Raw genomic sequence first — 18,956 nt, forward strand, 5'->3', positions numbered from 1 at the left:
CCTTTAATAATTATTTGCAGCATAAGTTATTAAAACATTTGAAACATTTAAAACATTTAAAACATTTAAAACATTCAAAACATTCAAAACATTCAAAACATTCAAAACATTCGAACCATCAAAATTTTAAGGTGTTGCTCTTGGCCTTGAGTTTTTCATTGGGATAGCAATGACTAACAGCGCACCGACCACCAATAGGCCTGCAACAAAATAGAGGCCAGAGTTAAAGCTACCGGTTTGGTCTTTCAGCCAACCGATAAGGAGTGGGCTGACAGCGGAACCTATATTACCTGTTGCGTTGATAACCGCAATACCGATGGCACGAGCACGTAAGCTGATTGACTGGTCTGGGGTTGTCCAGAACACTGCCATCGCAGTAAATGAACCTGTTGAGGCCATAATAATACCAATCAACTGAATGACGGGATGGCTTGTCATCGCAGCGAGAACCCATCCTGCGGCCGCAAATAAATACGGTAGTGCAGTATGCATTTTCCGTTCTTGTAACCTATCAGAACGGCGACTCCAATAGATCATCCCTAAGATAGTACAAAACTGTGGGATTGCAGTTAATAGCCCAATCATGGCATTACTACTGCCTTCATTGAAGCTTTGCATGATCTGCGGGGTCCAGATATTAATCGCACTTAACGTATTGGTTAAACAGAAATAAGCGACGGTATACATTAAGATCACAGGGGTAAAAATTTCTTTCCATAAGCTTTTGTTCTGCAATGCGGTATGGCTTTTGGAACCATGCGGCTGGACAAGCTCAAGCTGGTCTTGGTCCATCATTTCTTGCAGTGTGTCTTTGTCTTCTTGGGTCAACCACTTAGCTTTTTTCGGCGAATCATCAAGGTAGAACCAAACCAACACACCGAGGATCACGGATGGGAAACCTTCTAGCAGGAACAGCCATTGCCAACCTTTTAGGTTTAAAATGCCATCCATACCTAGAATATAACCGGATGCGAGTGAACCGAATGCCATGGTGACTGGCATCGCAATCATAAATAAGGCATTAGCACGAGCGCGGAAATAGGCAGGGAACCAGTAAGTCAAATAAACTAAAATCCCAGGTAAGAAGCCCGCTTCAGCGATACCCACTAACATCCGTAGGACGTATAAACTGGTTGGCCCTGTGGCAAACATGGTGGCTGTAGAAGCAATACCCCAAAGCACCATGATGGTGGCTATCCAGCGGCGAGCACCAACAATTCCTAACATGATGTTACTTGGAATACCAAAAATTACGTAAGTGGCATAGAACAAGGTGGCGGCTAAGCCGAACATGGTGGAAGTTAGGCCGATGTCTTTCCCCATGGTTAGACCTGCAAAGCCAATATTAATACGGTCTAAGAAGGAAAAAACGAATAGCACAAATAAAAATACAATGAGACGTTTAAATAACTTATTAATCACCCGCTGCTGCGGTTCGGTTAAATTTTTATGTTGTTCAGCAGGGTTAGTGCTTGCAAGTTGTTGATTACTCATATTGTAGGGCCCTCAATTCTTTCTTTTACAGATTATTATAGGTACAAGGGACGAGTAGGCAGTCATGGTGCTGTCTGCCCAATGTTGCGATATTGATTTCTTATTTATCTAATTAAGTTATTTGTCTGTAGGGTTAAAATTAACTTATTTAGAGACAGTTTAATTAATAAACGCTTGGTGCACTCGAGGCCACCTCTGAGACGGTTTTACCAAATTTTGCTGCTAGCGCTTCTGCGGTGCGTGCTAGTAGCGTGGTATCAACCCCGACGGCAACAAATAGTGCGCCGAGTTTAAGATAATGTTCAGCGACATCTGGGGCTGCCATTAAAATACCAGGTGCCAAGCCGGCCTCACGAATTTGTACAATCGCTTTTTCGATTGTGGCTTTGACTTCAGGGTGGTTAGGGTTCCCTGAGAAGCCCATATCTGCGCTAAGATCCGCAGGGCCAATAAACACACCGTCGACACCTTCAACTTTTAGGATCTCGGGAAGGTTATTCATGGCTTCACGGGTTTCAACCTGTACTATCACACACATTTCATCATTGGCACGGGTTAAATAATTAGGTACTCGGTTCCAACGAGAAGCACGTGCCAAAGCACTGCCGACACCGCGTATCCCAGCTGGCGGGTAACGTGTTGCGCGCACCGCTTGCTTGGCTTGCTCTGCATTTTGTACCATTGGTAGCAAAAGGGTTTGTGCGCCAATATCCAGTAATTGCTTAATGATCACCGGATCATTCCACGGTGGGCGTACCACGGGCTGTGACGGATAAGGGGCGATCGCTTGTAATTGAGATAATGTCGTTTGCACATTATTTGGTGCATGTTCACCATCAATTAATAACCAGTCGAAGCCTGCACCAGCAAGTAATTCAGCACTATATGGGCTGCACAAGCCAAGCCATAAACCGATTTGCGGTTGACCACTTTTTAGTGCTTTCTTAAATTTATTTTCTAAAATATCCATGCCATTTTCCTTACACGAAGCGGCAGCTAATTGAACCCATATTGCCGTAATCAACGTGGAACACATCACCTTTACGAGCCGGAACAGGGCGTGTAAATGAGCCACCTAAGATAATTTGACCAGGCTCAAGTTGCACATTATGCGGTGCTAATTTATTTGCTAACCATGCCACGCCATTTGCTGGGTGGTTGAGTACAGCGGCTGCCACGCCAGATTCTTCAATGACGCCATTACGATATAAAAGGGCGCTAATCCAACGCATATCCAAATCGCGTGGTTTGATTGGGCGACCACCTAAGATTACCGCGCCATTTGCTGCGTTATCTGAAATGGTGTCGAACACTTTGCGTGGGCGGTTGGTTTCAGGGTCAACGTTATGACAACGCGCATCGATCAGCTCAAGGGCTGGGATCACATAATCAGTCGCGTTATACACATCAAAGATGGTGCAATTTGGCCCACGTAATGGTTTCGCCAGTACGAATGCTAATTCAACCTCAATACGTGGTACGATAAAGCGGTCTGTTGGAATATCACAGCCGTCATCAAAAAACATATCGTCAAGAAGCGCACCGTAATCAGGTTCATCAATCTGTGAACTTGCCTGCATGGCTTTGGATGTTAGCCCAATTTTATGGCCTTTTAGCACACGTCCTTCAGCAATTTTCACGCCAACCCACTCTTTTTGGATAGCGTAAGCATCGTCGATCGTCATTTCTGGGTGATCGAGTGAGATCTGACGGATTTGCTCACGTGATTTTTCAGCCAGATTTAGGCGCTGCGCGATTTGTGATATGACATCTTTTTGTAACATGCTGTTAATACTCCTATTCACCTATTCTATTTCGAGAGCAGCGCTGCACTAAAGCGCTTTGCTGCCACTCGGACTATTCAAGGTGTAAATTGAATGCGTACCCAGCGGTACTCAATTTAACTAATTGGAAAGACCACCAAAGCAGAGGTATTTCACTTCCAAGTAATCTTCGATTCCGTAGCGTGAACCTTCACGCCCCAGACCTGACTGCTTAATGCCACCAAATGGGGCCACTTCATTTGAAATAATGCCTTCATTAATACCCACCATGCCGCTTTCCAAAGCCTCCGCGACGCGGTAGATACGACCGATATCTTTTGAATAGAAATAAGATGCCAAGCCAAATTCAGTGTCATTGGCAAGATCAATCGCTTCTTGCTCATCGCGGAATTTAAATAAAGGTGCCAGTGGGCCGAATGTTTCTTCTTTAGAGACTTTCATGGCTTCAGTGACGCCAGTGATAACGGTCGGTTCAAAGAACAAGCCACCTAATTCTGCCGATTTACCACCAGCGATGACTTTTGCACCGTGGGAAACGGCATCAGCAATATGTTCAGTGACTTTATCGACTGCGGCTTGGTTAATCAGAGGACCCTGCTGGGAGTCTGCTTGTGTAGCGGGGCCGATTTTCAGTTCATTCACGGCTTTTGCTAAACGAGCCGCAAATTCATCGTAAACACCTTCTTGGACTAAAATACGGTTTGCACAGACACAGGTTTGCCCGCTGTTACGGAATTTAGCCGCTAAAGCGCCTTGCACTGCTGCATCTAAATCGGCATCATCAAACACGATAAATGGCGCGTTACCACCGAGTTCCAAAGACATTTTTTTCACGGTGTTAGCGCACTGTTCCATCAGCAATTTACCAACTCGTGTTGAACCCGTGAACGTGAGCTTACGAACGATTGGGCTAGAGGTCATCACGCCGCCAATGGCTTTAGCATCCGTACCTGGGACAATGTTAAATACACCAGCAGGAATACCGGCTTCTTCTCCTAACGCTGCCAATGCTAATGCAGATAATGGTGTTTCTGCCGCAGGTTTTAATACCATCGTACAGCCAGCTGCAAGCGCAGGGCCGACTTTGCGGGTGATCATGGCGTTTGGGAAGTTCCACGGTGTGATAGCCGCAACCACCCCCACGGGTTGTTTTATCGTCACAAGGCGACGCCCCGGTAAAGGTGATGGAATGGTTTCCCCATATACACGTTTACCTTCTTCAGCAAACCACTCAATAAAGCTGGCACCGTAGGCAATTTCTCCCATCGATTCAGTGATCGACTTACCTTGCTCAGCACTGAGTAACTCAGCCAGTTCTTTTTGGTTATCCATCATTAAACGGAACCATTTATTTAAAATTTGGCTGCGCTCTTTGGCGGTTTTAGCACGCCATGCAGGCAGGGCTTTTTCTGCGGCTTCGATAGCTTGTTGGGTTTCTAAAGCACCGACATTGCTGACTTTAGCGATAATCTCATTATTTGCTGGGTTAGTGACCTCAAACACACCTTTATTTTGGGCATCAACCCATTGGCCGTTGATATAAGCTTGTTGGCGAAATAACGTAGAATTGGTATTTATGCTCATTTTTCGTTGTTCTCCGAAGACACTGATTGGACTTGTGGGCGGATATTTTTAGCTGATAGCTGTTGGCTAACAAAACTTAACCCGGCACACAGCGCCATAACAAGTGCCATAGCGAATGGGGATTCATCTTGTAATACAGAAACTGCAACGCTGGCGACAGCCGCTAAGGCAAACTGAATAGAAATAGCAAGTGCACTGGCACTTCCTGCAATTTTCCCGCGATGTTGCAGCAATAGTGACAAACTGTTGGTGCCGATAGCATTGACCATCGATAAGAACAGCACGACTAGAATAACAATTATGGGCAAACTTTGTTGGTAAAATATGAGTAACAGCAGACCAAATGCTAATTGAAACCCACTTTGCATAGTCAGTATGCGCGTTAAACTATAGGTTTTTAGCAGTTTAACGTTCAACAACAACATGACAATCATCCCCAAGATGTTACAACCGAACAGCAAACCATAATGTTGTTCAGAAACACCGAAATAATTGATGTACACAAACGGTGAACCACTGATAAAGGCAAACATACCGGCAAAAGAGAATGCCATGGTGCCAATAATACTCAGTGCTTCTCGGTCTGTGAGCACCTGTGCATAATTCTTAAAAGCGACACAAAGTATATTTTCAGAACCGCGCTGGTGGGTTAACGTTTCAGGGAGTAAGAAAAAAATCGCACACACCGAAGCCAAGCCAATTACTGCCAGCAAATAGAAAATCACTTGCCACTGAAAATGAACGAGTAAAAAACCACCTAATAGCGGTGCCAGTAATGGCGCTATCATGGTCACAAGTGTCATTAATGACAGCACTTTAGGTAGTTCATGAGCAGGGTAAACATCCCTTGCAATCGCCCTAGCCATAACAATGGCCGCTCCACTACCAAAAGCTTGCAGCGCTCGGAATACAATCAAGGTATTTGCGTTGGTGGCTTGTGCGCATAACAAACTGGCAATAGTGAAAATGGCAAGGCCACTTAACAACATTTTCCGCCGGCCAAGAAGGTCACTTAATGGGCCATAAAACAGCATTCCCACGCAGAAACCAGCAAAAAAAGCCCCAAGGGTGTACTGCATTTGCCCTTGAGTGGCCTGTAATGCAATTCCCATTTGAGGGAGGGCAGGGAGGTACATATCGATAGACAATGGACCGAATGCCACTAATGACCCCAGTAATGGAATCAAGTAGTGCGGTATGTGTTTATCGAAATTTTTAACCATCTTGCCCTCTCAATAAAACGAAGAATAAAGCTTTAAACTCTTAGCCCTTAAACAAGGCATGAACATTGTTCTGTTTATAATTTAAAACAGGATCAAGCTCTTCCATGGTAAAAGACAGTGCGAGGTAGCGTTTTGCCATTAAATCGGCAAAATGGGTTTTGATCAGGTCGAAAATCATTTCCCCCGTTTTTTGTCTATCTTCAAGAGAGCGCCCAGCACCGATCTTCAACGTCATATGGACAAAAGCATAATCGTGCTTGCCATCGGCCATTTGCCAAGTATCCAGCCAAATAGCACGACTACGAATGCCACCTAATGGGAAGATACCGGTTCCCGCGAGGGCTTCATTCACTTTGGCGAAGAGCTCAGGTAGTTGAGCTTCATCACGAATATTTTCTGTACATTCTGCATAAAAATGAGGCATAACAATTCCTTATGCGGTGACAGCTTGTTTATCAGTAATATAGCTTGGCAGTGGGAACACGGCATTGATTTGCCCTGTGCCTGAGCTGGCAAACAAGTCAGTTAAAACTTCCACTTTCTCAGCGTATTTATCCCAACCTAACATACCTAGCAGCATCACGGTGTCGTGCATATGGCCTTCTCCATAGCAGTAATCTGCGTACTCAGGCAACATTTTGCAGAACTCTTCAAAACGACCTTCACGCCAAAGTTTGACGACACGTTTATCCATTTGCTCATCAAATTCACGCGTGTAGCTGTTCATGCCATCTTCGGCTTTTTGGTCATCAATAAAGCGGTGTGATAATGAACCACTCGCTAATACAGCGACGGTGCCATCGTATTTTTCAATCGCGGTTAGTACGGCTTCACCTAATTTGCGGCTGTCTTCAAAACTATGGGAAGTACAGAATGCTGAAATTGAGATAACTTTAAAGTGACGGTCACTATTCATATAGCGCATAGGAACTAATGTCGCATACTCAAGGGTTAAGCTTGGGATTTCATGAGCTTGAGCACGAACACCTAACTTACGCGCTTCCTCACCAATCATTTGGCCTAATACCGAGTTCCCATCGTATTCATATTCCATATCGCGAATAAAATGTGGAAGTTCATTACTGGTGTAAATACCTTTAAAGTGGTCAGCACAGTTAATGTGATAGGCGCTGTTGACTAACCAGTGCGTATCAAAAACGATGATGGTATCAACGCCTAATTCACGGCAGCGGCGGCTGATTTCTTTATGCCCATCGATAGCGGCTTGGCGGCATCCAAAGTTTTTACCTGGTAGTTCTGATAGGTACATGGATGGGACGTGTGTTATTTTTGCGGCGAGTGCCAACTTACCCATTTCATCCTCTCTTACCCGTTATATTTTGAGCTGTAGCGGTGTTGGCCGCACAAAACCACCCTAATCACATACTCATGTATGCTCATAGGGATGATTTCGCTTGCCGCCTAGCTACAACTCAAACTATTTAGGGTAAGGAACGAGTTTACCCATAATTTGTTGTAGCTATTATTTATCATGAATCATTTACAGTTCAAATTTTCATGGGTATCTAATTGATAAATAAAATAAATTTATGAATCACACACCCCAGCGAGGGATGTTGTGGTCTCCGTAGGAGATACACACGTTCTTCATTTCTGCGAACACTTCGAAGCTGTACTCGCCACCTTCACGGCCTACACCGGAGGCTTTGACACCACCGAATGGTTGGCGCAGGTCACGCACGTTTTGGGTGTTAACAAACACCATTCCAGCTTCAATACTGCGTGATAAACGTAAAATCTTGCTGACATCTTGCGTCCAAATATACGAAGCAAGGCCGTACTCGATATCATTTGCCATGCGTAAACCGTCTTCTTCAGATTTAAACGGAATTAAACAAGCCACAGGCCCAAAGATCTCTTCTTGTGCAACACGCATGCGGTTATCGACATCAGCCAGTACGGTAGGACGTAAGAAATTACCGCCTTTGAGGTGGTCAGGTAGATCAGTCGGTTTGTCTGGGCCACCCGCTAACAAGGTTGCGCCTTCTTCCATACCTAAGCGAATATAACCCGAAACTTTGTTCCAGTGCTGCTGGCTGATCAATGCACCCACTTGGGTTTTCGGATCGTTCGGGTCACCGACGATCAAGCGGTTTGCACGTTCCGCAAAGCGTTTAACAAACTCAGGATAGATACTTTCTTGGATGAAAATACGTGAGCCAGCCGTACAGCGTTCGCCATTAATGGAGAAAATCGTAAACAGGGCAGCGTCTAGTGCACGCTCAATATCCGCGTCTTCAAAGACCAGTACCGGTGATTTACCCCCTAATTCCATGGAATACTTTTTCAAGCCTGCATTTTGCATAATAGTGCGGCCAGTAGCCGTGCCCCCAGTAAAGGAAACCGCACGGACATCATGGTGTTTGACTAAAGCATCTCCCGCAGTGCTACCGTAGCCTTGAACCACGTTCAAAACGCCTGCTGGAATACCGGCTTCCAGAGCCAGTTCACCAAGGCGATTCGCTGATAATGGTGATAACTCAGACATTTTCAGAACCGCAGTATTACCCAGTGCTAAACAAGGGGCGGTTTTCCATGTTGCGGTCATAAATGGCACGTTCCATGGGGAAATCAGCGCACAGACACCCACAGGTTGAACCAAGGTGTAGTTCATCATCTTGTCATCAACAGGGTAAGTACGGCCATTCATTTGCTGGCAAATTTCAGCAAAGAATTCAAAGTTGTGTGAAGCGCGTGGGATCAACACGTTTTTAGTTTGGTGAATAGGCAAACCAGTGTCTTTGGTTTCCATTTCTGCAATTTGCGGGACATTTTCGTCGATCAATTCACCAAGGCGACGCATTAAGCGAGCGCGCTCTTTCATTGGGGTATTGGACCATTTTGGAAATGCGTCTTTTGCTGCGGCAACGGCTTGGTTGATTTCGTCTTGTCCACCCGCTGCGACTTCAGCGAGTACTTCACCCGTTGCAGGGTTGGTGGTTTCAAAATAGTCTTTGCTAGCGACGTTTTTACCGTTGATCCAATGATTAATCTTAGTCATTACACTCGTTCCTCATAGTCTTTTTCGCTGATAATGGTGTTGACCAGTCTGCCAACGCCTTCAACTTCAACAATGACTTCGTCACCCGGTACGACATCTGACAACCCTTTTGGTGTCCCTGTCGCAATCATGTCTCCCGGTTGCAGTGTCATAAAGTCACTGAGGTAAGCAATTAAAAAGGGAATATCGAAAATCAGATCGGCAGTGGTGCCTTTTTGGCGTAATTCACCATTTACATAGGTGTATAAAGCTAAATTATGCGGATCTTTAATGGCATCTTTATCGACAATCCAAGGGCCAATCGGCGTTAAGGTATCACGGCTCTTAACACGTAAATTTGGGCGATAATAGTTCTCTAAATAGTCACGGATCGCATAGTCATTACACACGGTATAACCTGCGACATAATCCATGGCATCTTCTCTTGAGACCTTGTGAGCCGTTTTTCCAATCACCACCACTAACTCAGACTCATAATGCATATATTCCACATTATCAGGGCGAACAGAAACTTGGCGATGGCCTGTTAAGCTGCTTTCTGCTTTTAAGAAAATTAAAGGCTCTTCAGGTGGCTTAAATTCTAACTCTGCGGCGTGGTCGGCATAGTTCAAACCAAGGGCAAATAACGTCCCTTGAGCAGGAGGCAGCCATGTAACATCAGGAGAATCACCCGCGATCACATCCCCATTAGGTAATGTAATGGCTTCGTTATCACCAACAGTGACGGAATATTCAGTGCCTTTAAAAAGGATTTTGGCGCGTTTTATCATCGTAGACATTATTTTCCTCCTGCTGCCACAACGGTATTTTTCAGGCTAGGAAAGCCTTCCGCTTGGATAACCACGTCATCACCGGGTTTGATGGTGACACGTTGCTGTGGCGTTCCGAGCAGGATCACATCCCCTTGCTTTAAGGTGGCGAAGTCACTTAATGCAACCACTAACTCGCTAGCATCGCGGATCAGATCTTTTGTTGACCAGCGATCCACTTCTTTGCCATTCACTAGGGTGATGATATCAACAGGAGTATTTAGCGAAGTAGCCACCATTTCACCGATTGGGCAGAAAGTATCACGGCATTTTGCTTTAATTGCAGGGCGATAGAAGGTGTCTTCTGGCAAGCTCACTTCATTTGCCAGTGCAAACCCAGCAATAAATTGATGAGCATCCTCTTTACTGACTTTGCGTGCATTTTTACTGATCACCAAAGCAAGCGTAGCGCCACTTTGCACTTCTTCACCTACAGGGTGCAAAATTTGCTCGCCTGAATTGATACGTGTATTACGCGGCTTGATAAACCACACAGGGGTTTTTGGTGGGGTCTTATAAGGGGCTTGCTGGAATGCCTCAAGCCAATGGCTAAGCTGGCTTTGATGATTGAGGGCAACGGCAAATACAGTGCCTTTCATTGACAACTCCTTAATGAAAAGAATTCAACTTTCAAGTAATTATTAATATATTAATAAAGTATAATTTTTAAATTAGCAATAGGTTTATGGAAATGTTAATTTTAATTGTGATCTCATTAACATAATTGAGTTATCTTTTTGTAAGATACTGTTATAAATGAATTTATTATTTTTTCAATTTTTTTTGATTTACAAAAAATTAACTTTAAAGTTGGATTTTAAATTATTTACTCATTAATATTTTAGGGTTTTTCTTTGAGATTGTTATTTGACCGTGCTACTCTTGAATAAGGCAAATTGGCGATGTAGAAATTCATGGTGATAACCAAAGGTTTCACTAAAGCATTGTGCCAATAAAGCACTGTGGCAGCCGCCATAAAATACCTAAATTAGGCTAAATAACGTTAATTAAGTGGTGAGTTTTAAGCTTATGCATGAATCATTGACAATTGCATTATTGCAGGCAAGGGAAACCGCTATGGGTTTTTTCCGGCCGATATTAAAGTCGTATAATTTGACTGAACAGCAATGGCGTATCATTCGCGTTTTAGCTGATAAGCGTTCAATTGATTTTCATGAATTATCAGTCCAAACCTGTATTCTGCGCCCAAGTTTAACGGGGATCCTAACCCGTATGGAGCGCGAAGGTTTAATTTTCCGCTTAAAACCGTTGAATGATCAGCGCAAATTATATGTCTCTTTGACACCAGCAGGGCAAGAACTGTATGACAAAGCACGGCAGGAAGTGGAAGAAGGTTATCAAAAAATTGAGCTGGCTTTTTCGCCAGAGAAAATGCAGCAATTAACCGCGTTGTTGGATGAGTTAATTGCTTTAGAGAGCCCAGATTATAGTAATATCGCTGCTGATAAGAGAAAGAGCGCCTAAATTTTCGTCATATTTCGAGCTCTAGCTGTGTTGGCTTCTTTCGGCTATTTGGGTCACATACTGATGTATGCTCCCCAAACTATCCTCAATTGCCGCCTTGCTAGAGTTCGAACTATTTAGAAAATTAATTTGTCTTCGTCATATTTCACATTGTGACATTGTGACATTGTGACATTGTTGCTGGCGCTGGCGCTGGCTACTGGGTCACATATTGGTGTGTTTTCATCGGACTTTCTTCAATTGTCGCCTTCTTATAATTCGAATTATTTAGAATATAGTTATTACTTAAATAATTCACTTTTCCGTTTAGATTCACTGAAGTTGAACTTCATTTATACTTTTAGTTGAGTAGCCAATCCCTCACTATCATATCTTATTTGTAATTGTGAAATTACCTATAGGTTACTTGTGACAAACTCTTCAGAAAAATCATTCCTAATAAAATCAAATGATTGATTTTCAGTATATGGCATTAAATTTTATTATTAATTGCGGTTTGGTCAGATTAATATAATAAAATGGCGCAAAAAAAATCATATTAAGAATGAAAGTATTAATTTTTAGTCATGGTGGATTTTTTTATCTAAAAACAGTTAATGAGAATAAGTTACATTACGGTAAATTTACTGTTCGTAACGAAAATTTAGATAACATGACAAAATATCAAATTATATGGCGTTTATTATACTTATCGTTGTTTATGATTTCGCCTTATGGCTACACGGAAAATCAATTATTCCCTTCCACGAATGAAAGTATTCAATTTGAACAGAAACAACGGTTAGAATCGGAGTTAATCCAACGTAACCTATTGGAAAAACACAATGTAATCACCGTTGATGATACTTTTTCCAAACACGGTCAAGATGAAATCTGTTTCCCGGTCGATAAGATCCAATTTGTCGGTGCCACACAACTCACCAGTAAAACTCAGACTCAGTTAACCTCACCTTACTTAAAACGCTGCCTCACGCTAGGTGAAATACATAAGCTCACCAAGCATGTGACTAATTACTATATAGAACAGGGGTTTATTACCTCTCAAGCCATCATTCCTGAGCAAGATTTATCGTCACATCATCTCGCCTTACAAATGATTGAAGGAAAGATTGAAACTATCGAGATTGATAACTCCCCAGAGCGCCTAGTTCATCAAATATTTCCTTATCAACAAGGTAAAATATTAAATCTACGGGATATTGAACAAGGGTTGGAGCAACTCAACCGGTTATCGTCCGCTAAGTACACTATCGATATCCAGCCAGGAAGCCAAAATAGCTACTCTCGGATTATTATTCATCAGCAAGGGAAAAAATGGCCTATTACGGGCCAATTGAACTTCGATAATTCAGGGATGAAAGCAACAGGAAAACAGCTGATTACAGGCGGTTTGACGGTAGATTCCCCATTAGGGTTTGGTGAGCAGTGGTCAGCCTCGGCCAATACCGATATGGATGGAAGTGCATCCCATCATAGTCGTTATATCGTTGCGAATGTGAATGTGCCTTATGGTTATTGGTCATACCGTTACCAATTATATCGTAATAATACATTACAGCCGTTTTATACATTGGATCAGCAATACCGTTATGAAGGCAAAAATACCAACCAACAATTTGATATCAGCCGCTTAATTTATCGCGATGGAAAACAGCGTCTAACCTTACAAGGCAGTTTGAAACATAAAAATGCCCGCACTCAGTTAGCTTCCCAAACCCTGAGTATCAGCAGCCCAACTTTAACCTCGCTCTCATTTACCCCGCAGTACAGCACTACCCTCGGGCAAGGTTACTTCACGTTTAACCCTGCTGCTGAATGGGGAATATCCGCCTTTGGCGCCTCACCGGACACCCTCGCGAAAGACTCACCGCGCAGCCATTACCGCAAATTCAGTCTAAGCAGCAGTTATCAGTATTTTTTCGCTAATGGCATGACCTATTTAACGTCATTTTACGGTCAATACTCCCCCGATAATTTATACGGTATTGAACGCATCAGCATCGGCGGTCAGTACTCTGTCCGTGGCTACCATGAGCACTCTTTGAGTGGTAACCGAGGTGGCTATTGGCGTAATGAAATCAATAAAGACATCGCCAATACGGCAATTGGGCAACTGCGTTTTATCGGAGCGCTAGATTATGGATTTATTGCCTCTGATACGTACCACGTTGAACATGACACCCTAGCGGGAGGAGCTGTTGGTCTCTCTTTTACAGGCAATAGCCCAATTTATTCTCAGTTTCTACTCAGTAAACCTTTGCATTATCCCTCACAACTCAAACCAGACAATTGGTCGGCTTATTGGTCGGTCTCATTCTCTCTGTAGCTTTACGTTTTTAAAGGATTATTTATGCTAAATGAACAGTTGCCTTCTCGCTCTAAGCGGATATTAAGTTACACCATTATTTTCTTAACCGCCGTCTACCCCTTACATCCTGCTTGGGGAGCAGCCATGACGGCGGCAGATAAAAACACCCAAATCAGCCAACAAAATAACGTCCCGATTATTAATATCTCCACGCCGAATGGGGCAGGAATATCCCACAATAAATTCCAACAATTTAATGTCGATAAACAAGGTGCGGTACTCAACAACGCCACCACTAATGTGAATTCCCAAATTGCAGGGCAAATCAAAGCCAATACGAATTTAAAGGGAAATGCCGCTAATCTGATTATCAACGAAGTTACCGGCAGTAGCCGCTCAGAATTACAAGGTAAGTTGGAAGTGGCAGGTAAAGGCGCAAATGTCTTAATTGCCAACCCGAATGGCATTACCTGCAATGGCTGTAGTTTTGTGAATACCCCTGCGATTACCTTAACCACGGGAAAACCTATTCTGGATAACAAGGGGGCTTTGTCTGCGGTTGAGGTGAAAAAAGGCAGTGTGGTTATCGGCGCCAATGGCATGAATACCGAAGCGCAAACGTATGCCGATATTATCAGCCGCGCCACCGAACTAAATGGGCAAATCAAAGCCAAGAACCTGACCCTGATGCAAGGCACGAACCGTGTTGACTTTCAAAAAGGCACCGTGACACCGATTGCGGGTGAAGGAGCAAAACCCAGTATTTCGGTAGATACCAAAGCACTGGGGGGGATGTATGCCAACCAAGTTAAATTGGTCAGTACGGAATCAGGGGTGGGGATTAACCTCAGTAATATGCAAGCCAACCAAAATGACCTGACGTTAACCGTCGATGGAAAAATTACTCTTGCGGGTAATATCCAAGGGAAAAAAGACATCAATGTCAGCACCAAAAATCTGCAAATTAATACCAATGCCAACGTGAATGCCACCAAAGACATCACATTAGCCACCAACACCCTCGCCAATAACGGGAAAGTTACCGCAGGCAAGGATATGCGTGTCTTTGCCGATTCAATAAGCAATACGGGCAATAGTGCGCTTATTCAGGCACAAGATAATTTGTGGATGCAAAAAAATGCCAAGGGGGATTTGAGTACGCTGATTGAGAATAAATCGGGGACGATAAAGACCAATGCAGGGGATTTGGTGGTTCGTACGAAGCAATTGACCAACATGTCGTTAAATACCCACTACAAGGAAAATACGATACAACCGACCTCCACAAGTAAGAACTTATTAATAGACCGAGTTAGAGAAGGAGGCGGGAATTATGATGTGGTCATGAATGCAAAGTTGGTTAACCCTCTTCCTAATAAGTGGTTCGGTGTAGCTGATTTTTCAAATGCATTTTATAAAGAGGGTGTTTTAGTCAATACAGGTCAAAGTATTTACTCTGATGATTCAGTTCGGCTCGGAGAAATAGTTAGCGGTGGAAATGCTTATCTTAATGGTAATCAAATCACTAATGATAACGGTATCATTTCTGCTAAGAAAAATTTAATTTTAACCGGTAATACTTTAGATAACAGTCAAAATATTGGCTGGAAAAAATACACCTATAAAAATTATGTCATCGATCCTTCGAACAGTGGAAGTGGAATAGTTAATATTAGAAATATCAAAGAATTAATTTTAGAAACGCATTATAAAATACAAGGTGATGTGTTCATTTTGGAATTGATTGATAATGTAAAAACAAAGAAAGGGTTACATTCAGGTGCGAATCTCATCCTCGATTTTAAACATTCGATCAGCAGTGAGAACAAACTACCTATTACCTCATCACTGATCTCAAAAATAAATCACATCGATTCCCCCGCTTATTTAATGTCAGCAAAAAATATTATTTTAAATTCTAATAATATAAATATTTCTACTAACTTACAGTCTGAAAATGATCTGTCTATTATCGCTGGTCAAAACATCAATATTCATGATGCACAACTGGTTGCAAAACAATCACAAAGCCTAATTGCCGGTAACGACCTTAATCTTAAACAAGTCAATTTAACGGCTAAAGACAGCACCTTAATTGCGAAAAATGGCGATCTTCAATACAGTTTAAACCCCGTTTCTGCCTTTAAAGACAATGTATTATCGCCCCCGGTTCTCAATGCCGCAAATTCGTTACATATCCAAGCGGGTAAAAATATCACTTTTGATAATGCGCAATTAGCTAAAACGAATAAACTTACCCTAAGTGCCAATGACAATATCCTTATTCGTCGCGATGAACTCAACTTAATGAAACTCGCGGCTTCAGAGCCTGTCGCCAATATCAATGCGTTACTCACAAAAACAGGAAATTGGGCAAGTTCAGGGGAGATAAACCTCACTGCAGGTAAGAATATTGAAGCGCGTGGCATTGCCTTCAACAGTGGAAAATCACTGACGTTCAATGCAGGCCAAGATATTTTGTTAGGCTCAAAAGCGATTAAGGATGTCGATAATGTATTTAAAACCAATCGCTATCCAGAGTTGCGTTCTCAGCTCATCGCGAATGGCAATATTACGTTAAATGCAGCCCGTGATATTGACTTGCAGTCGGCTAACCTTCAATCCACAGACAAGGTCATAGCGCTTTCAGGTCGTGATATTAAATTAACGGCTACCGCTTACTCTGCCATTCCCAACCCCAGTGAAGATAACCAAGATGTACGTTATGTGACTTCGACACTTTCCGGTGACAAAGGCATCACACTGGCCTCCAATGGTGCCTTAATCGCACAAGGCAGTACAATCAAATCCCTAGGTGATATCACACTCTCAAGCGGTGGAAATGTACGTTTAGAGTCGGTCAAAACGAATTATCGAAAACAGTCAGGGAAAAAATTTGAAGAGTTATATCGCCAAATTGGCACTGAAATTAACAGTGGTAAAACCCTGACCATTTTGTCTGAGGGGAGCATTCTTTTCCAAGCGTCTCGCCTCGTTGCCAAAGGCGCGATGGATATTGCGGCAAAAGGCGGCTATCTCTACGCCCAAGCCATGGAAGAAAGCAGTTACTTCGAAGAGTATAAAAAGAAATGCAATAGATGGACGCTTTGTATTACGAAAAAGGAAGTGAGAAAAACACGCAGTGATAAAACCAATAAAGTCACTGAGTTTACTGCTGGTGGCGATATTAATCTGTATGCCAAGGATGATGTGACATTAGAAGCGACCAAAATTAATGCGGGCAAGAATGCCAAAATCACCAGCCAAATAGGCAAGGTCAATTTTAAAGCGGTCAAAAACTCGCAATTTGAACAGGTGATTACAAATTCTAACGGTTTTTATATCACCCAACGTAATAAAGGCTATACCTCAGATAAATGGGTTTTACCTGCATTGCATATTGGTGGAAAACTGACTATTGATGCGAATAAAGGGATTACTGCGGATGTTAAAACTAAAGAAGGGCAGTCATTCGAACAGGCATTAGCAATATTAAGTCGTACTCCTGGGTATGAGTGGCTCGGGGACATTAAAAATAACAAAAACGTCAATTGGGCTGTTGTAAAAGATGCTTATAGCCAGTGGGATATAAAAACTGAAAGCCTTAATCCAGTCGTAGGTGCTGTGATTGCCATTGCTGTCGCGGCTGCTACTTATGGAACCTCTACAGCCGCCAGTATTGGTGGGTTAGCGAGCTCTACTGCTACAACCATGGGTGCTTCAGCGACAACAGCGTCAATGGCTTCTGCTGCGGCACAGGCGGGGTTTGCCTCACTCGTTTCTCAAGCTTCCGTCGCATTAGTCGAGAACAAAGGAAACCTGTCAAAAACCTTATCCAGTCTAGGGGAAAGTGATACCGTAAAATCAATTGTGACCAGCATGATTATTGCGGGTTCACTTGAAGGATTTGATATTGCGTTATATGGCAAAGCGACAGATCCGGCCAAAGTGACTTTACCAAAACTCAGTGATGGAAATTGGACTCAAGTCGCACAGCGTGTGGCAGGGCAAAGTGCTATCAGCTCAACCATCGGAACAGCGATCCAAGGTGGGAGCTTTAGTGAAAACTTTAAAACAGCCCTACTCAGTAATGTGGCAGGGCAAATTCAAGCTGAAGGGGCTAACCTGATAGGCGATAAATTCCAGTATTTATATGTAGATAAACAGGGAAATATTCTAGGGCATACAGGAAAAGCTCTTAGTCATGCGGGTTTGGCTGCGCTAAGTGCAGAAATTAGTGGTGGCAATGTAAAAGGAGCCGTTGTTGGTGCATTAGCCGCTGAATTGGCTGCACTATCTCTTGATAACAAAAGCAAAAATAATTTAGAAGGTAATACACAGAAAATTAAAGTTTTAGGAGCTATAGCTGGGGCTATTGTAACCGGTGAGTCGAATGGCGTACACAGTGCTGCAGGTGCAGCTGAGAATGTATTTCTTTATAACCACTATTTGCATAATTTCTATGGTTCAGCTGGTGATAAGTATTTTGGTGGCGCATTTTCGTTAGAAAAAGCACTTGAAAGTGATAGTAGTTTGACAGCTCAGGAAAAACAAAAAATAAGATCCCAATATTCAAAAGGGGATGGTAAAGAAGATCCTATAAAGGCTATTTTAGAAACTTTGCCAGTATCTGATACCATGATGGCATTAATGCAGGCTAAAGATACCAAAGACTATGCAGCGGCAGTATTAACCTCATTACCGATGGAAAGAGCTGTTGTTGTTTTGGGTAAATTAGCCAAAGTTACGAAAGTTAATAATGTTTTCTTTCCGAAAAGATCAATTAAAACTCCTGAAGGTATAAGTATCAATATTGATTTGCCAATGCATTTAGCGACGATGGATAAATTTACTCAAAGAGCGGGGGTTTCTGGAGCCCATAATGCAGATGCGTTTTATGGTGCAGTTAGAGAAAAAGGTTTACAGATTATTAGTGAAACTGCAACAGGCGTGAAAGGTATCACCCAAATTGAATATAAGATACCAACAAAAGATGCAGCAGGAAAATTAACAGGTAACTATAAAGGTAATGGTGCGGAACCATTTAAAAAAACAGTTTATGACCCGAAAGTTTATACAGACCAAAAAATATTAGATTTAGGGCAACAGGCAGCCGCTAATGGATATAAGGATGCTATAGTAAAAGGATTACAATCTTATAATGCTAAAGCAGGTGGAGTTACCTTTAGAGTTTATTTAGATCCCAAAACTAAAGGTGTTAGTAATTTTCATCCTCAATAGGAATAA

Annotated in this window: 13 protein-coding genes; 3 read left to right on the top strand and 10 right to left on the bottom strand. The window is 42.7% G+C overall.

Annotated features, from left to right (window positions below; translation table 11 throughout):
- Nucleotides 1–126: 126 nt before the first annotated feature.
- The 10 genes from hpaX to PSE83_RS10125 form a co-directional block, all read right to left on the bottom strand.
- Complete coding sequence (hpaX, locus tag PSE83_RS10080; RefSeq protein WP_004905323.1) at nt 127–1,494, bottom strand: 4-hydroxyphenylacetate permease; 1,368 nt, start codon at nt 1,492–1,494, stop codon at nt 127–129.
- 163 nt (nt 1,495–1,657) lie between these two features.
- Nucleotides 1,658–2,464, bottom strand: coding sequence for a 4-hydroxy-2-oxoheptanedioate aldolase (gene hpaI, locus PSE83_RS10085; RefSeq protein WP_004905322.1), 807 nt, complete (start codon nt 2,462–2,464; stop codon nt 1,658–1,660).
- A 10-nt stretch (nt 2,465–2,474) separates the two neighbouring features.
- Nucleotides 2,475–3,278 carry a 2-oxo-hept-4-ene-1,7-dioate hydratase gene (gene hpaH / locus PSE83_RS10090; RefSeq protein ID WP_004905320.1) on the bottom strand — a complete coding sequence of 268 codons (804 nt, stop codon included), beginning with the start codon at nt 3,276–3,278 and terminating at the stop codon, nt 2,475–2,477.
- A gap of 120 nt (nt 3,279–3,398) precedes the next feature.
- Complete coding sequence (locus PSE83_RS10095; protein ID WP_004905318.1) at nt 3,399–4,862, bottom strand: NAD-dependent succinate-semialdehyde dehydrogenase; 1,464 nt, start codon at nt 4,860–4,862, stop codon at nt 3,399–3,401.
- A complete protein-coding gene (locus PSE83_RS10100; RefSeq protein ID WP_004905316.1) occupies nt 4,859–6,085 on the bottom strand; it encodes a Bcr/CflA family multidrug efflux MFS transporter in 1,227 nt (408 codons plus the stop codon). Before PSE83_RS10100 ends, PSE83_RS10095 begins: the two co-directional genes overlap by 4 nt.
- A 40-nt stretch (nt 6,086–6,125) precedes the next feature.
- Nucleotides 6,126–6,509, bottom strand: coding sequence for a 5-carboxymethyl-2-hydroxymuconate Delta-isomerase (locus PSE83_RS10105; RefSeq protein ID WP_004905302.1), 384 nt, complete (start codon nt 6,507–6,509; stop codon nt 6,126–6,128).
- 9 nt (nt 6,510–6,518) lie between these two features.
- Nucleotides 6,519–7,400 (bottom strand): 3,4-dihydroxyphenylacetate 2,3-dioxygenase, encoded by an 882-nt coding sequence (hpaD, locus tag PSE83_RS10110; protein ID WP_004905296.1) that lies wholly within the window; start codon nt 7,398–7,400, stop codon nt 6,519–6,521.
- Nucleotides 7,401–7,640: 240 nt separating this feature from the next.
- Nucleotides 7,641–9,107 (bottom strand): 5-carboxymethyl-2-hydroxymuconate semialdehyde dehydrogenase, encoded by a 1,467-nt coding sequence (gene hpaE, locus PSE83_RS10115; RefSeq protein WP_094962174.1) that lies wholly within the window; start codon nt 9,105–9,107, stop codon nt 7,641–7,643.
- Nucleotides 9,107–9,874, bottom strand: a complete 768-nt coding sequence (locus PSE83_RS10120; protein WP_272660845.1) for a fumarylacetoacetate hydrolase family protein — start codon at nt 9,872–9,874, stop codon at nt 9,107–9,109. The genes hpaE and PSE83_RS10120 overlap by 1 nt, the downstream gene beginning before the upstream one ends.
- 11 nt (nt 9,875–9,885) lie before the next feature.
- Nucleotides 9,886–10,515 carry a fumarylacetoacetate hydrolase family protein gene (locus tag PSE83_RS10125; RefSeq protein ID WP_272660836.1) on the bottom strand — a complete coding sequence of 210 codons (630 nt, stop codon included), beginning with the start codon at nt 10,513–10,515 and terminating at the stop codon, nt 9,886–9,888.
- Nucleotides 10,516–10,945: 430 nt separating this feature from the next.
- On the opposite strand from PSE83_RS10125, the gene hpaR reads away from it, so the two are divergent.
- The 3 genes from hpaR (at nt 10,946) to PSE83_RS10140 (ending at nt 18,950) form a co-directional block, all read left to right on the top strand.
- Complete coding sequence (gene hpaR / locus PSE83_RS10130) at nt 10,946–11,401, top strand: homoprotocatechuate degradation operon regulator HpaR (protein WP_004905292.1); 456 nt, start codon at nt 10,946–10,948, stop codon at nt 11,399–11,401.
- Nucleotides 11,402–11,945: 544 nt separating this feature from the next.
- On the top strand, nt 11,946–13,727 hold the full coding sequence (locus tag PSE83_RS10135; RefSeq protein ID WP_272660837.1) for a ShlB/FhaC/HecB family hemolysin secretion/activation protein: 1,782 nt from the start codon (nt 11,946–11,948) through the stop codon (nt 13,725–13,727).
- A 24-nt stretch (nt 13,728–13,751) separates the two neighbouring features.
- A complete protein-coding gene (locus tag PSE83_RS10140; protein WP_272660838.1) occupies nt 13,752–18,950 on the top strand; it encodes a two-partner secretion domain-containing protein in 5,199 nt (1,732 codons plus the stop codon).
- The last annotated feature ends 6 nt before the right edge of the window (nt 18,951–18,956 follow it).

This window comes from Providencia sp. PROV150 (assembly GCF_028481025.1).
Lineage (GTDB): Bacteria > Pseudomonadota > Gammaproteobacteria > Enterobacterales > Enterobacteriaceae > Providencia > Providencia hangzhouensis.

What these genes read in the sequence shown, in the direction of transcription:
- hpaD (WP_004905296.1), bottom strand. Translation starts at nt 7,400, where the DNA reads ATGGGTAAGTTGGCACTCGCCGCAAAAATAACACACGTCCCATCCATG.
- hpaX (WP_004905323.1), bottom strand. Translation starts at nt 1,494, where the DNA reads ATGAGTAATCAACAACTTGCAAGCACTAACCCTGCTGAACAACATAAA.
- PSE83_RS10100 (WP_004905316.1), bottom strand. Translation starts at nt 6,085, where the DNA reads ATGGTTAAAAATTTCGATAAACACATACCGCACTACTTGATTCCATTA.
- PSE83_RS10125 (WP_272660836.1), bottom strand. Translation starts at nt 10,515, where the DNA reads ATGAAAGGCACTGTATTTGCCGTTGCCCTCAATCATCAAAGCCAGCTT.
- hpaH (WP_004905320.1), bottom strand. Translation starts at nt 3,278, where the DNA reads ATGTTACAAAAAGATGTCATATCACAAATCGCGCAGCGCCTAAATCTG.
- PSE83_RS10140 (WP_272660838.1), top strand. Translation starts at nt 13,752, where the DNA reads ATGCTAAATGAACAGTTGCCTTCTCGCTCTAAGCGGATATTAAGTTAC.
- PSE83_RS10095 (WP_004905318.1), bottom strand. Translation starts at nt 4,862, where the DNA reads ATGAGCATAAATACCAATTCTACGTTATTTCGCCAACAAGCTTATATC.
- hpaE (WP_094962174.1), bottom strand. Translation starts at nt 9,107, where the DNA reads ATGACTAAGATTAATCATTGGATCAACGGTAAAAACGTCGCTAGCAAA.
- PSE83_RS10135 (WP_272660837.1), top strand. Translation starts at nt 11,946, where the DNA reads ATGAAAGTATTAATTTTTAGTCATGGTGGATTTTTTTATCTAAAAACA.
- hpaI (WP_004905322.1), bottom strand. Translation starts at nt 2,464, where the DNA reads ATGGATATTTTAGAAAATAAATTTAAGAAAGCACTAAAAAGTGGTCAA.
- hpaR (WP_004905292.1), top strand. Translation starts at nt 10,946, where the DNA reads ATGCATGAATCATTGACAATTGCATTATTGCAGGCAAGGGAAACCGCT.
- PSE83_RS10105 (WP_004905302.1), bottom strand. Translation starts at nt 6,509, where the DNA reads ATGCCTCATTTTTATGCAGAATGTACAGAAAATATTCGTGATGAAGCT.